Annotated in this window: 11 protein-coding genes and 1 pseudogene; 2 read left to right on the top strand and 10 right to left on the bottom strand. The window is 31.6% G+C overall.

Going from position 1 to position 15,356, the window contains the following annotated elements:
• Window positions 1-26: 26 nt before the first annotated feature.
• The 10 genes and pseudogenes from CCE28_RS11470 to CCE28_RS11425 form a co-directional block, all read right to left on the bottom strand.
• Window positions 27-932 carry a helix-turn-helix transcriptional regulator gene (locus CCE28_RS11470; RefSeq protein WP_095133859.1) on the bottom strand — a complete coding sequence of 302 codons (906 nt, stop codon included), beginning with the start codon at window positions 930-932 and terminating at the stop codon, window positions 27-29.
• A 16-nt stretch (window positions 933-948) separates the two neighbouring features.
• Window positions 949-2,703, bottom strand: a pseudogene (locus CCE28_RS11460) (choline/carnitine O-acyltransferase).
• Between the two features lie 172 nt (window positions 2,704-2,875).
• Window positions 2,876-3,529, bottom strand: a complete 654-nt coding sequence (locus CCE28_RS11455) for a 3-oxoacid CoA-transferase subunit B (RefSeq protein WP_095133856.1) — start codon at window positions 3,527-3,529, stop codon at window positions 2,876-2,878.
• Window positions 3,530-4,183: a CoA transferase subunit A gene (locus CCE28_RS11450; RefSeq protein WP_095133855.1), complete on the bottom strand. Its 654-nt coding sequence runs from the start codon at window positions 4,181-4,183 to the stop codon at window positions 3,530-3,532.
• Between the two features lie 23 nt (window positions 4,184-4,206).
• Window positions 4,207-6,264 (bottom strand): acetate--CoA ligase family protein, encoded by a 2,058-nt coding sequence (locus tag CCE28_RS11445; RefSeq protein WP_176461784.1) that lies wholly within the window; start codon window positions 6,262-6,264, stop codon window positions 4,207-4,209.
• 48 nt (window positions 6,265-6,312) lie between these two features.
• Window positions 6,313-7,284, bottom strand: a complete 972-nt coding sequence (locus tag CCE28_RS11440) for an alpha/beta hydrolase fold domain-containing protein (protein WP_095133853.1) — start codon at window positions 7,282-7,284, stop codon at window positions 6,313-6,315.
• Window positions 7,285-7,364: 80 nt separating this feature from the next.
• A complete protein-coding gene (locus tag CCE28_RS11435; protein ID WP_095133852.1) occupies window positions 7,365-8,966 on the bottom strand; it encodes a sodium:solute symporter family protein in 1,602 nt (533 codons plus the stop codon).
• Between the two features lie 5 nt (window positions 8,967-8,971).
• Window positions 8,972-9,100: a hypothetical protein gene (locus tag CCE28_RS22765; RefSeq protein ID WP_278277560.1), complete on the bottom strand. Its 129-nt coding sequence runs from the start codon at window positions 9,098-9,100 to the stop codon at window positions 8,972-8,974.
• A gap of 102 nt (window positions 9,101-9,202) precedes the next feature.
• Window positions 9,203-10,204: an L-carnitine dehydrogenase gene (locus tag CCE28_RS11430; RefSeq protein ID WP_095133851.1), complete on the bottom strand. Its 1,002-nt coding sequence runs from the start codon at window positions 10,202-10,204 to the stop codon at window positions 9,203-9,205.
• 133 nt (window positions 10,205-10,337) lie between these two features.
• Entirely contained in the window at window positions 10,338-11,213 is an 876-nt protein-coding gene (locus CCE28_RS11425) for a BKACE family enzyme (RefSeq protein ID WP_095133850.1), read from the bottom strand.
• A 405-nt stretch (window positions 11,214-11,618) separates the two neighbouring features.
• Here CCE28_RS11425 and CCE28_RS11420 point away from each other — a divergent pair, with 405 nt between their 5' ends.
• Both CCE28_RS11420 and CCE28_RS11415 read left to right on the top strand, forming a co-directional pair.
• Window positions 11,619-13,859, top strand: coding sequence for a GH39 family glycosyl hydrolase (locus CCE28_RS11420; RefSeq protein WP_095133849.1), 2,241 nt, complete (start codon window positions 11,619-11,621; stop codon window positions 13,857-13,859).
• A 145-nt stretch (window positions 13,860-14,004) separates the two neighbouring features.
• The gene (locus CCE28_RS11415) at window positions 14,005-15,348 is read left to right on the top strand and encodes a Na+/H+ antiporter NhaC family protein (RefSeq protein WP_095133848.1); all 1,344 of its coding nucleotides are present in this window, start codon (window positions 14,005-14,007) and stop codon (window positions 15,346-15,348) included.
• Window positions 15,349-15,356 lie beyond the last annotated feature (8 nt).

The raw sequence follows: 15,356 nt of genomic DNA, 5'->3' as shown, positions 1-15,356 counted from the left end.
ACTAATATGACATGAGTATGTCGTACTTATTTATATTTATTAAATATATTTTCTGCTCTATCTTTAATTATTTTTCTTATATGATCAGGTTCTATAACCTCTACTTTATCCCCAAAACTTAAAACCATACCATATACCCATTCATCTTCTGGATATGTTACATCTACATATATGTATCCATCCTCATTGAAATTTACATCTTCTATTTCAAAATAATCATCTAATCTATTTAATGCTTGTCTTTCAAATTTCAATCTAAGCTTTGTACCTATATTTTCTTCAAAGTTAAACTTATATACGGACTCATCTTCTCTTTTAACGAAATTATCATTAGTAATTACTATATTTCTCATTCTAGAAACCTTAAATAGTCTATAGTCTTTTCTCGCTATACAATAGGCATGTAAATACCAAGTATTTATCTTTAATATTAAAGAGAGGGGTTCCACTTTTCTACAGGACTCTTTTCCATTGTTATCTATATATTCAAACTGGGTAATTCTATTATTATCTATGGCATTTTTTATTTTGTTAACCTTTTCCCTTCTTTTTTTAGGATTTCCCCATGGGCTAAAGTCCATTACCACATTGTTTTCTTCATTCCCTTTAGGTCCTATAGCTCCTAGTTTTTCTATAATAGCACTTAAATTCTTATCTTCATAAACTTGAGCTACTCCCTTTAAAGACATAATTAACATTTTATATTCTATATCAGAAAAAAAGTTTTTATGAATCTTATAATTGTCTAATATGCCATATCCACCTTTAGGTCCTTTGTATGAAACTATGGGAATGCCTGTCATATTAATTTCTTCCATATCCCTTTGAATAGTTCTTACGGATACTTGAAAGTAATCTGCCAATTCTTTAGCTGTTACCTTGTCCTTATTCAACATTTTAATTACTATGGCAAGCAATCTTTCTAATTTCATCTTATTCCCCCTTTTATTAATAACTTATAATAAAGTCATTTAAAACTTTCAATGATCTACTTATTTCATTAGAAAACTTTTTTATAGTTTCAACGCCCATATTCTTCCTACTTACTATACATAGGTTGATTTTCTCATCCCTAAATCCATACCAAATGCCAAATCCATAATGCTCCACTGGAGCAAAACCTGCCATTCAAAAGGCTGTAGACTCAATTCTACTAGTAGATATAAAGTCATATTTTAGTGTTTTATAGGATTTACTTTCAAATATCTTAGGAATTTCATTTATGCCTAGTTCCTCACCATATCTTTCATACATACAATATAGACCAAATAAATGTCTCTCTATGCCCATCCCTTTTTTACATTGAGTTATTCTCTCCTGATGCTTATTTAAAGCCTTTTTCATGAGCTCCATGGACTTTCTATTATCTCTATTTTCCTTTTCAAATCTCATTATTAAATCTACAATTTCTCTAGTAACAACCTTATTAGACTCAGTTCTCCCATTAGAAAAATTCCTTGTTGATATGGATTCACTAGTATTTCTAAATTTATTAAAAACTCTATATTGTCCTATTTGCAAGGCTAAATGTAAAAAGGCATCAGGACTAAATCCCATATTCTTAATATGTTTTTTTCCGAAATCTTGAAAAGAAATTACTTCCATATGAAGTTCTTCTACTAATTTTTTATGTTGGTCTTGTATTTTTTTTAGTTTTTCACCTGTGCTTTCACATATTTCCCATTGTATTTCCTCTAAAGGAATCTTATTTTCTTCTATTTCTTCAAATGTACATAATTTTTCTTCTAATTTTGAAGCAAGAATGTCTATGGTATTTACCCAGGAACTTCCATCGGCCCCTGTGTGTTCAAAATTAAATCCAAAATTGCCTTTTTTATTAAATATTAATTGAAAACTCTTATCAAAATATCTGTTTTCCTCATTTTCACAAAGTAAATTCATGGCAAACTCCCTAAGGCTATTGGAATTTTCATCTATACAGACTATAAATAACGCCTCTTTTAACATTTCAAAATTGTACTTATTTTCTTCTAGGCACATGATTTCTTCTAAAATACATGCTCCTTCTTCCCTGTTTCCTGTAGTAATTAGGCCAATATTAGTTTTATTCTTAATCTTATCTAAGTTAATTAATTCTTCTATGACATTTTTTATATGACCATCTTTAAATGAAATTCCGTTATTATCCATTAAATCTATTTTAAACATATTTCCCCTATACATGATGATAATATGTTCATTTACATTCTTTTTGCATACTATGTACTCATCTTCTTTTCTTCTTGGAACACGAGTACTTTTAAACTTTTTTTTATATGTATTCATACAAAGCTTTTCTTCTTTCATCTTTTCCCTATTCAATCTTCCCAAATGTACATCTTCATAAAACTCCATAAGAGAACTAATGAGAGTTGCTGCTACTTTTGTAGTTCCATATTTTTCACATACATCTTCCAAATTAAGTTTAATAAAATAATTAGTATTAATGACTACAGGATCTCTATTACTTAAATACATACTATACCAAAGGGGCTTTAACCAATCCCCCCTATTTTTTTTATTCCACTCTTTTAATTTTTTCTGAAGAAGAGGACCTTCTTTCTTCAAAAAATCATTTACATGAATTTTAGCTTCTTTGTATTCCCCTTTACTAATTAAAGGGTCTATCCATTCTAAATACTTATTCATAGTATCCTCTAATAAAGGAATTGGTACTGTAGGTAGCTTAGAATATTTTGTCATTTATATCACTCCAATATTAGTGTTTTTTCCCTAGTAAGTGAATCCCTTATGTAGATATATTTTATATTTGTCCTCAAATACTATTTTATTTCCTTTTAATTGTTCTGTCCACTAATTATAAGATATACTCATGACCAAAAAGCAGACCCAATTAGTCGAGTCTGCTTTCTGTCTATACTTCCATGTTCTTTAATTCTTTAGAAATTATTAGTGTTGCTTCTGTGGCTTCTTGCACCTGCTCTATTGAATAGTTTGGATTAATCTCTTTTAATTCTAATCCTTTATCCGTAACTTCCATTACTCCCATCTCTGTTATGATAAAGTTAACTTGACCTTTTGCTGTAAGGGGTAAGGTACACTTTTTTAAGATTTTGGCCTTTCCCTTAGCCGTATGAGTCATGGCTATAATAACCTTCTTAGCACCTACTACTAAGTCCATAGCCCCTCCCATACCTGGTACTTTTTTTCCTGGTATCATCCAATTTGCTAAATTTCCCTCTTCATCTACCTGAAGAGAGCCAAGTACAGTTACGTCCACATGTCCGCCCCTTATTATTGAAAATGACATGGAACTATCAAAAAATGCCGCCCCAGGTTCAACAGTTACTGGAGTTCCTCCTGCATTCACAAGGTTTTTTATTTCTTTTCCTTCCTCTGGTGCTGGTCCCATTCCTATAAATCCATTTTCTGATTGTAGTATTACTTCCACATCCTCTGGTACATAATTTACTACCATAGTTGGAAGACCGATTCCTAGATTCACCACATCTCCATCATGTAGCTCCTTAGCAACTCGTTTAGCTATGATTTCTTTTACACTGCTCATTTATTCTTCCCCCTTCACGATATAGTCAACGAATATTCCTGGTGTCATTACATCGTTAGGGTCTATTTGACCTACTTCTACTATTTCATCTGCCTCTACAATCACCGTATCTGCCGCCATAGCCATTAGGGGATTAAAGTTCCTGGCAGCCTTATCATAATAAACATTTCCCTTTGTATCTACTATGGCACCTTTTATTAAAGCCACATGGGCCTTTAAAGGTAACTCTAATAAATATTCTTCTCCATTTACAACTATCTTTCTCTTTCCTTCTTCTACTATAGTACCTACACCTGTAGGAGTTAAAAATCCACCTTGACCTGAACCTGCACATCTTATTTGTTCTGCCAATGTCCCTTGAGGAGTAAGGATTACTTCTGTTTCTCCCTCATTCATTTGTCTTCCCGTTTCCGGATTAAGACCTATATGAGAACTTATTACCTTGCTGGCCATTTTATTCTCAATAATTTTTCCTATGCCAAATCCTGGCCAGGATGTGTCATTACATATGATAGTTAGATCCTTTAAATTTTGGTTAACCATCTCTTGAATGATTGTATGAGGGCTTCCCGTTCCCATAAATCCTCCAACCATTAAAATTTGACCGTCCTTCATAATGGATACAGCTTCTTGTACACTTATTTCTTTCTTCATTTTATTATCACCTCTGTATATGATTACTTACATATAATTAACGCATCTAATGCTGTTATTTTATCTCCTGATAAAGCCACTGGGTTTATGTCTATCTCCTTTGCCCAACTACTTAAATATGATACTATTTCACAGAAGTTTTTAATTGTATCCACAAGTCTTCCCATATTAACCTCTTTAGTTCCCCTATATCCAGTAAATAGTTTATATGTCTTTAATGTTTTTAATTTTGATACTATCTCTTCCCTTGATGTATTTGGCAATAATACAATTTTATCATTTAAAAGTTCTGTATATATACCACCAGCCCCTACTACTACTAATGGTCCAAAAGTAGCATCTGTCTTCATTCCTAGAATTATTTCTACATCAAAGGATACCATTGGTGCCACTACTGATGGATTTCCCAATCTTGATGACATATCTACATAGTATTTTTCTAAAGATTCGTAATTTTCAATATTTAATACTACTCCTCCCACATCAGCCTTATGAAGTATACCTTCTGCAGCAGTTTTTAATACTACTGGATATTCAAATAACTCTTTTTTCTCCTTTAATTCATCCACACTATTTATTAAATGAGCTTTAGCTACTGGGAATCCTAATTCATCTAGTACTTTCATAGAATCAGACTCTTGTAACACTTCATTTTCTTCTAATAACTTCTTACTTTCCTCAGAAAGATCTAATTCTTTTACCTGAGAATTTCCATATTGAAAATCTCTAAATTCTAAGAATGACTTTATAGCCTTTAAAGCAGGCTGTGTTCCTACTAACACAGGCACTCCAATCTCATTTAATCTCTGAGTATACATGCCTCTACGACTACCACTATAATTAGTTAAGAAAGCCAATGGCTTTGATGTGTTTTCCCTAGTATGACTTAAGGCCTCTATACACCCTTCAGATAAGAAGTAATCGTCCCTTAAATCTTGAGAAATTATTCCTATTGCCGCATTATCATCTTTCATCATAGTTACTAAAGAATCTCCAAATATTTTATCAAAGTCTATTCCAGTGCCCCAAGGATCTAGTGGATTACTTGCCTCTTGACCAAACTCTTGAATTTCTTGCAATTCTTCCATAGTTTTATCTGATAGTTTTGCATATTCTATTCCTACCACTTCTGCATCATCAGCTAATAAGTTTCTCTCTCCGCCTGAATCTGCAATGGCAACTAGGCCACCCTTAGGAATTTCTTCATAATGACTGAATAATAATAGTGTATTAGCCATTTCATCAAAACTCTCTGCTCTAACTACTCCATAATGATCAAATACAGCTTGTATAGCATCATCATCTCCTGCAAGTCCTCCCGAATGACTCTTTGCAAACTCTGCTCCAAGCTCTGATTTACCAACCTTCATGGCTACAATAGGAATTCTTTTTTCCTTAGCTAACTCTAGAGCTTCAATAAATCTCTCTGGTTTTCTAATAGATTCCATATATACACCTAAAACTTTAGTTGTCTCTTGTTCTATAGCATAAATCATATAATCAGATAAACTTGTTACTTGTCCCGTACCTGTGGCAACCATTAAATTAAATTTAAGCTGAGGATCATTATGTCCTAATGTACTAAATACGGATCCTGATTGGGATATTAAAGAAATATTCCCCTTAACCCCTTCATCAGGAGCTTCAAATCCACAAACACGTAAATCTATATCGTTATTGTAATATCCCATGGCATTATGTCCTAAAAGTGGAATATTAGCATCATTACACATTTTAATTAATTTATCTTCTAAAGATGGAGTAGTATCATTTTCCACTACACAATTAGCAAATACTACTAATGATTTTACTCCTGAGTCTATAGCATTTTGTACTTGCCCTTCTACCCTCTTAGCAGCCACACATAGTGCAGCTACATCTACTGGTTTTCCTATACTTTCAAGGGATGGATAACACTTTAACCCACAAACACTTTCATATCTTGGATTTATGGGATATACTTCACCCTTAAATCCACCATTGTTAATCATTCTTACCATATCGTGACCTAATGAACCTTCTTTATTTGATGCACCTATAAGTGCTACACTCTTAGGTGCTAGCAATGATTTTAAATCCATATTCATTCACTCCTTCGTACCCTTTGCAAATTATTTATTATTTTAATTTCATTTATTAATATTATCTAGCAAAAACTTTGCCCCAGCTTCTAAAGCAGTTTTTGACTCTTCTAACACCTTTGAGTAGTGTAAAAAAGAATGTAATACTCCTTTATAAACATCACACTTAGATTTTATTCCCTTTTCCTTTAAAATCTTGTGTAGATTCAAATTATCATCTAATAGTGGATCTAAATCACCCACAGCTACATATGTGGCAGGTATACCATGGGTTAAGTTAGCCGATAAACAATGAAAATATGGGTTATTGGTGTAATCTTCATTATTTAAATAACACATGGCATAATGTTCTAAATCATCTTGATTAAATCCATTATGTGTTCCGCCAAAGAGATTCATAGATTTAGAATTACTTAAACTATATAGGCCATAATATAATATTAGGGATTTTATATAGGAAATATCATAGCCCTTATCCCTCATATGTAAAATAGCAGCTAGTGAGAGATTAGCGCCACTAGAATCTCCCACTACACTGATTTTATTTCCGTTAATTCCATATTTATATCCATAATTCTTAACATATTTTATAACAGTTGTGCATTCATTTAAGGCCACTGGAAATTTATTTTCTGGAGAAAGGCTATAGTCTATGCCTACTAGGATATTTTGAGAATAATTAGAAAATATTCTCATTATTCTATCATGAGTATCTACACTTCCTAATATGAATCCACCTCCGTGAATGTATATGGAACAACAACTATTCTTATTATTATTAGGGTAATATATACGAATAGGTATTTGTCCATAGGGTCCATCTATGGTCGTATTTACAATACGATTCATAGATGGGGCCCCCTCATTCCAATACTGTCTTTCTTTACTATAAGCTTCTCTTAATACATTGAAATCATCACTTGTCACAAAGGTTTCCTTTGATCTTTCTTCCTGTATCCTTAAAACTGATTTCATTTGATCACTCATTTTAGAAAAAATGTCTAATCTCTCTTTCTCCATAAGGCTGCCTCCTTGATCAAACTATTTCCAATTCTTTTCAGTCATCCTAAATATTTATGGTCCTTGTCCTTTTCTTACTTTTACTTAATAGCAAAACTATTAAATGGTATAGCCCAGTATACTAGTAGGATTGCTGAAATTACTACTCCTGAAACTATTAATACTTTTCCATAAAGTCTATCCCTATTAAATAATTCTGGAGCCTTTTCTGACTCTGGAGTAATGTGCATATTTTTGAAGAATTCTTCTTCTTCCTTAGTAACTTTAGAAGTTTTAGTTCCTATGTAAATTCCAAGGAATCCTAGGAATAATCCTATAAAGAATGGATGATACAAATTCTTTAGGGTAATTGGTGTGAAGTTATTTATAAGTCTAGCTGCCACATTTCCGAAGAATCCCATTACCATTCCCCATAGGGCACCCTTAGCTGTAATCTTTTTATTCCAAACACTCATAAATGCCACAGGTCCCCAAGAAGCTGCGATTACAGTACTTGCAAACCAAGATATTACCCTTATTGCCGGTGGGTTAAAGTAAGCTAATATTAATGCCACAATACCAATTGCAAGCATTATCCATCTACTAAACCAAAGTTGTTGGTTTTGATCTTTAAAGTTAATTTCAACAATATCATTTGTAGCACTAAATCCTACTACAGATAGGAATGTGGATGCAGAAGATAATCCAGCTGCCATAACTCCAGTTAACACAAACACACCTATAATTGCGGGAACAACGTTAAAACATGCCCATATAATAACTTTTTCAGTTGGTTGTATAGCTGGGTTTATAAGATTCATACTAATTGCAATTACATAAAGGAAAGTTAAAAAGATAGTAGTACATATGGCTGCAACTACACCTGAACGAATAGTTACATGCTCATTTTGTGCCATAAGACCACGACTTGCTTGCCATGGACTTACTGATACTGTAATTAACCAAACAATACCTATAGTAATGGCATAAGACATGGCATCAAATGCACTAACTCCTTCAGCTAAAGTACCATGATAAGCTAATAAATCCTTTGGTGCATCAGAGCTAGCTAACAAATTAGTAACTATATTACCAAGTCCACCTGCTTTTTCAAATATGAAGGGACCTGCTACTACAGTAGCTGCTATGAATATGATAAACATTATTGTATCTGTTAAAATTACACCCTTTGAACCTGAATAGAAAGTAAATGAAGTAAAACAAAACCATGCTATTAAAAGACAAATTCCTGAAGATAGACCTGTAAGTTCTTGCATTAAAAGACCTGTTCCTTGAATTACTGCTAAAAGATAAGCAGATAAGGATATTACTGTAGTTATTCCAGCGAATCTCTGTACTTTTTTACAATTAAATCTCTTTCCAAAATACTCAGGCATAGTAAGAACTTCACTACGTCTTAAGTATCTTCCGAAAAACATAGGTCCTAGTATATATCCACCAGCACACAATGTATTTATTATAACGATTAATGTTATATGACCCGTATAAGCATAGGCCGTATCACCCATGAATCCATTAGTACTTAACATGGACGCAAATAATGTTCCTGCAATAAGGATAGTTGGAGCATTTCTACCACTAACATAGTAATCGTCCACATCCTTAACCCTTTTACCTGCGTAATTACCTATTATAATATAAAGTATAATACTGACTATAACTCCACCCATATATATACTCATAATCTCTATTCACCTTCCTTAACTGAATTATTTTCTCTATAGCCTCTCTCCTCTTTTGTCAAAACCGTATTCATAAATATTCCTAAAAATATCATCCATCCTCCGATGAAAAGCGAAACGATAATTTGACCCATATGCTACACCTCCTGTAGATATTTTAGTCCCCCTCTTTATGGGGTTGAAATTAATCAAAGAGGGGGTATTAGATAATAAGGTCTTTCTTTTTATTTGAGTTCTTATAAAGAAAGTCTTTCTTTTTGGATTGCGTAATCTTCTTTTATTACTTTTCCAGCGCCATGATCAAATTCTGATAAACCTTTCATGATTGATACTAAGCAATTATCTCTTAATTGCTCCCATTCTCTTAAGTCTTTACCTGCTCCTTGTTCTGCAGTTCCATCTACCATTTTATCAATTAATTCATCTGTTAATTCTGGTGCTTCTAATTTTGTCCATGGTAATTTTAGTGCAGGACCAAATTGTGCCATAAAATGTCTCATTCCATTTTTACCACCAGCTAAATAATAAGTCATAGCCGTTCCCATTATAGACCATCGGAGTCCTGCTCCATAGATAATTGCATCATCTATTTCTTGTGTTGTGGCAACATCATCATTTACTAGATGCAATAACTCTCTCCATAATGCCTCTAATAATCTATCTGCAATGAAACCATCTATTTCAACTCTAACTTTTAAAGGTTTCATTCCAATCATTTTATAAAATTCCATAACAGTAGTTATAGCTTCTTCTGAAGTAGCTTCTCCTCCTACAACTTCTACTAATGGTAAAAGATATACTGGATTAAATGGATGTGCTACTACAAGTCTTTCAGGATTTACCATCTCTGATTGTAATCTTGTAGGTAATAGACCTGAAGTACTAGTTCCTATTATAGCATTTGGTTTTGCATATTTGGAAATTTCCTTTAATACAGGTATTTTTATGCTCTCAACTTCTGGTACACTTTCTTGTATATAATCAGCATTCTTTACTGCCTCTTCAATATCTTTAGTAAATATTAATTTACCTTTCTTCTCCTCAGGTACAGGTACTATTTTTTGTAAAGCCTGTTCAGCATTTGCAATAACCTCTCTTAATGCCTCTTCTGCATTAGCACCTGGATCAGAAGCCATTACATCAATTCCTCTATGTAAGCATCTTGCTGCCCATCCTGCACCAATAACTCCCGTTCCTATTATTGCTACAGTTTTTACTTGATCCTTATTAATGAACATAATTTTTCCCCCTTAAATTACCTTTTGGAATTTTTTAAGTGGATGGTTAATTCTCAATAATTCGTAGGTGGTCACAAATGGATAATATTTACTAACCAATCCACTTAAAAACGTTTTCCTTATTTGCATATATCTATTTAACTAACTTTATTTTGTCTCTTGCCTCTGCTGGAGTAAGTACTTTTGCACCCATTCTTTCAATTAATTCTTTAGCTCTTGTTACTAATTGTTCATTAGTAGCCAATACACCTTTATCTAAGTATATATTGTCCTCTAATCCAACTCTTACGTTACCTCCAAGTAGTACTGATTGAGCTACCCATGGCATTTGCATTCTACCTAGTGCAAATGATCCCCAGTTTGCTCCTGGTGGTAGGGCATTTACCATTGCTACCATATTTTGTACTGTTGCTTCTGCTCCGTAAGGTACTCCCATACATAATTGGAATATTGGATCTGGATCAATTAATCCTTCTTTCATAAGTTGCTTAGCTTGCCATACATGTCCTAATTCAAATACTTCTATTTCTGGCTTAACTCCGGAAGCTTGAATTCTTCTTGCTGTTTCTCTAAGCATATCCATTGTTGCTATGTATGATGTTGTAGCATAGTTCATTGAACCACAGTCTAATGTACAAATCTCAGGTTTGATTAATTCTATATGCCTTACTCTTTCAGCAGCTGTAATCATATCTGTTCCAGGACCACCTCTTGATGGATCTTCTTCATCTGGAACGAAATCTGCTCCCATTCCTGCTGTTATATTAAGTATTACATCTACTTCACTTTCTCTTATAAGTTTTGCTGTTTCTTTGTATAGCTCTATATCTCTAGCTGAATCACCTGTTTCAGGATTTCTTACGTGTACGTGAGCTACTGCTGCACCTGCTTTTGCAGCTTCTATTGCTGCTTTTGCTATTTCTTCTGGTGTTCTTGGTACTCCAGGATGTTTTAAGTGAGAGTCACCTGATCCTGTTACGGCACATGTTATAATTACTCCATTGTTCATTCCAATTTTCCTCCCTTTAATTTCATGTTTTTTTGTTATCTTCATAGCATTAAAATTATAATTTAATAAAATATTTATTATTTCACTTTTCAAAGAGGGTCATTGCAATCCCACTTAACAAATTACCTTTTTGAAAAGAAAGAAACAATTTAGTAGTTAAAACTAATCAAGATTGTTGATTTTTTTCTGAATTTTCTCCATTTTTCGTCTTTTCTCAATTGTTAATTAAATTATAACTAAAATGTACTATTATTTAATGGTATTTTTTGTTACAATTATAGAAAGTTTTTATATTTTTTATTTTGTCGAAAGGCAAAAGGACAATTTTTATACTCTTTATAGTCTTTTTTTGTTCAAGCTAATTTACAAAGAAATTTTCACATAATCTAAAGTGAGGTAGAAAAAATGAATGATAATCATGATTTTTTTAATAATCAAGGACATTTACCCTTTACTTTCACCATATTGACTCAAAAAAAACACCCCATGCTATGGCATAAGGAAATTGAAATTATTTTAGTTTTATCAGGGAAATTAAACGTTGATTTAGGTCACAAAACCTATACCCTAGAAAAAAAGGATTTATTATTATTAAATACTAATGAAGGTCACAGTTTAACCCACGCCTGTGACAATACGGTAGTTCTTTCCCTAAAAATAAATCCTACATTCTATAAAAACTATTATTCTAAACTCCTAGATATTTCCCTTGATTGTAAATCCTTTTTATTTAATGGGGAAAATAGTAAATATGAGCAACTACGACACTTACTAGCAAAAATGATGTCTATCTTTTATGATAATGATGAATATGCTCATATACATCTTCTAAAGGAATCTTTGTATTTATTAGAATATTTACTCTCTAATTTCAAAGGAGATAAGGAAACTATTAGGTCCTATGAAAAATACTCCCATGAAAGACTTAGACGTATAATGAATTTTATTGAGTATAATTATACACAAAAAATTACCCTATCCGATTTAGCTCAAATGGAGTTTATAAGTGTTCACTATCTGTCAAAACTCTTTAAGAAAAATCTTAGCATTGGTTTTCACGAATATCTTAGTCAATTTAGATTAAATAAATCCATGAAGGATTTGTTATATACTAATAAAAATATAATAGATGTGGCACTGGATAATGGATTTCCAAATGTGAAATCTTATACAAAACTATTTAAAGAGAAACATACTATGACTCCTGATGAATTTAGAAAAAATATAAACTCTAAAGATTCTTATGTATATAGTGATTCCTTCAACATACCTGATGACTATAAGGAAATAATAAAATCTTTCATAACAAAACAAGGAATTAGTTTAAAGGAAGATCCTAAACTAAATCACTCTATTAATGTGGATATTAATAAGCCTGTTGGAATGCATAATAAATTTGAGAAAATACTGTATTTTGACTTAGTTTATGATGGACTGAATACAAACTGGCAAGATAATTTAAAGAAAATTCAACAGGAAATGAAATTTGATTATATAAGATTTAGTGGCATATTCACAGAAGGTATGTATTTTTATAATAAGGAAGAAAATACATATAATTGGTTTAATATAGATACTTTACTAGATTTTTTTATGAAAAACAATTTAAAACCCTTTATTGAACTATATTATACTTCTAAAAAATATTCCTTAAGTAGATGGCATACCCTTCTTCAAAATTTTTTACAACATTGTATAGATAGATATGGTTTATATGAAGTTCAAAGGTGGAAATTTGAATTTTCCAGTGAAGATAGGAATTATGAAAAATCTATTAGCCTATATGTAAAAACTATAAACGTAGTAATGAAAAACTTTGCAAAATTAAAATTTGGAATTCTATTTGTTCCCGCTCCTAACTTTGAGGAACTTTATTTTCTAATTAATTTTGAAAACAGAAATTTAGATTTCATGTCTGTGGAAATGACTGAAGATGCCTTTTTAAAGAAAAAAAGTCTAGTAAAAGAACTATTGGCAAATATTAGAAAAATGAACCTAAAAACTTATTTTATAAAGGTTGAAAATAATCATTATTTAAATGATACTTCCTTTAAAGCATCCTATATGATAAACGAAATATTAAATGACTTGGATGAATCTAGTAGACAAATAACCTTTGTAGATGATCTTAGAAGTTCTAAAATGTTTTATGGAGATCTTGGACTTTTAACTTATAATGGATTTAAAAAACCTACATATAATTCCTTTTACTTACTAACTAAATTAAAGGGATTAATTCTAAAAAAGGGACCTAATTATTTAATATTGAGGAACAATAACAAATTTCAAATTTTATTATATAATTATTCTGAAATAAAAGATTATTCCATGCTAACCTTTGAACAATATAAAGGAGCTAAAGAAGTTCTTATTGACAATAAAACACACATTGAAGTTACATTAAATTTAAGCAATGGTAAATATAAGTTTAAAACTTATACTTTATCTAGTCGTAGCGGTTGTATATTTAATGCATGGATAGACCTTGGTGCTTCAAATAACTTAACTTCAGAAGATTTAGAGTATTTAAATTACAAGGAACAAATGGATTTATCTATTGCCACTACTTATATTGATCAATCTTATACTATACGAGAAGACTTAGGTAATGATACGGTAAAGCTCATTCAAATTGAAAAAATATAGAACTTAAATAAAAAGTAGGAAGAACTAAAGTTCTTCCTACTTTTTATTTAAATTTATAGTGTATTTACATTCTTTTGCCCATGGCCTAAATATGTGCTAACATATATGTGACATGAATGTAATATTAACTTGTGAGGTGATTATTTTGGATCTTTTATTAGGAATACTATTAGTATTTTGTTCATTGATAATATCCATATGGAAAGGTTTTTTTATTGCTTATCCTCTTTTAATAGCCCTTTTAACCTTTTCCTATATTAGTATGAGGCGTGGATATTCATTTAAAAGTATATTAGCTATGGCTTATAGTGGGGTAAAAAAAGCTCTTATAGTTTTAAAGATTTTTTTATTAATCGGAGCCATAACATCTGTGTGGATGGCTTCTGGAACGGTGGCTGGCATAGTTTATTATGGAATTAAATATATGAATCCTAACTACTTTATCCTTTATGCCTTTTTAATTAGTTCTCTAATGTCATTTTTATTAGGAACTGCCTTTGGAACAACTTCTACAGTGGGGGTGGCCTTAATCATAATGGCAAAGGGTGGAGGTATAGACCTTAGTGTTGCAGCTGGTGCCATAATAGGTGGAGCTTATTTTGGGGATAGATGCTCTCCCATGTCATCTAGTGCAAATCTAGTTGCAAACTTGACAGATACAAATTTATATACAAATATAAGGAGTATGTTCAAGACAGGAACTATCCCTTATATAGTTTCAATGATACTATATTTAGTTCTTTCCTTAAGAATGCCCCTTACAATTGTAGGAAGTAGTATAGATAATCAAATTTTAAATACTTTTAATATAAGCTTTATAGTATTACTACCAGCTTTGGCTATACTTGCTTTATCTATTTTTAAAGTTGACGTAAAAATATCTATGGTAGTAAGTATAATAATAGCTACTTTTATTAGTATATTTATCCAAGGATATGATTTTCTAAATTTAATAAAATATATGACTTTAGGATTCAAACTAGATACGTCTAACCCTCTTTATGATATATTAGCAGGGGGAGGAATAATCCCCATGTATAAGGCACAGATAATAGTATTTATCTCCTGTTCCTTAGGTGGTATACTTAGTGGCACTAATCTATTATCTAATATAGATGATCTATTGTTAAGGGCTAAAAATTCTTTACAACTATTTTTATACACTATAGTTGTTAGTATTATTACAGGTGCATTAGGATCTAATCAAACTATTAGTGTAGTTCTTACTAATGAACTTATGAAGAAAACTTATAATAAAAAGGGGTCTAGTAACTATGATTTATCTATTAACTTAGAAAATACAGCCATAGTCCTAACACCCCTTATTCCATGGAATATAGCAGCCTTTGTTCCTGCCACAACCCTAGGCGTAAGTAATATAGATTTTATTCCCTATGCCTTTTACTTATACTTGATTCCAATATTTAGTATAATTCATTATACACTAAAAGAAAAAAATCATAATAGCATTAAAAGAGCTGCTCTTTAGACAGCTCT

This window comes from Anaeromicrobium sediminis (assembly GCF_002270055.1).
Lineage (GTDB): Bacteria > Bacillota > Clostridia > Peptostreptococcales > Thermotaleaceae > Anaeromicrobium > Anaeromicrobium sediminis.
The sequence above is the reverse complement of the archived record's forward strand: the minus strand, read 5'-3'. Positions and strand labels throughout refer to the sequence as shown.

Excerpts from the sequence above, each read along its gene's own strand:
- CCE28_RS11470 (WP_095133859.1), bottom strand. The coding sequence starts at position 932 with ATGAAATTAGAAAGATTGCTTGCCATAGTAATTAAAATGTTGAATAAG.
- CCE28_RS11455 (WP_095133856.1), bottom strand. The coding sequence starts at position 3,529 with ATGAGCAGTGTAAAAGAAATCATAGCTAAACGAGTTGCTAAGGAGCTA.
- CCE28_RS11450 (WP_095133855.1), bottom strand. The coding sequence starts at position 4,183 with ATGAAGAAAGAAATAAGTGTACAAGAAGCTGTATCCATTATGAAGGAC.
- CCE28_RS11445 (WP_176461784.1), bottom strand. The coding sequence starts at position 6,264 with ATGGATTTAAAATCATTGCTAGCACCTAAGAGTGTAGCACTTATAGGT.
- CCE28_RS11440 (WP_095133853.1), bottom strand. The coding sequence starts at position 7,284 with ATGGAGAAAGAGAGATTAGACATTTTTTCTAAAATGAGTGATCAAATG.
- CCE28_RS11435 (WP_095133852.1), bottom strand. The coding sequence starts at position 8,966 with ATGAGTATATATATGGGTGGAGTTATAGTCAGTATTATACTTTATATT.
- CCE28_RS22765 (WP_278277560.1), bottom strand. The coding sequence starts at position 9,100 with ATGGGTCAAATTATCGTTTCGCTTTTCATCGGAGGATGGATGATATTT.
- CCE28_RS11430 (WP_095133851.1), bottom strand. The coding sequence starts at position 10,204 with ATGTTCATTAATAAGGATCAAGTAAAAACTGTAGCAATAATAGGAACG.
- CCE28_RS11425 (WP_095133850.1), bottom strand. The coding sequence starts at position 11,213 with ATGAACAATGGAGTAATTATAACATGTGCCGTAACAGGATCAGGTGAC.
- CCE28_RS11420 (WP_095133849.1), top strand. The coding sequence starts at position 11,619 with ATGAATGATAATCATGATTTTTTTAATAATCAAGGACATTTACCCTTT.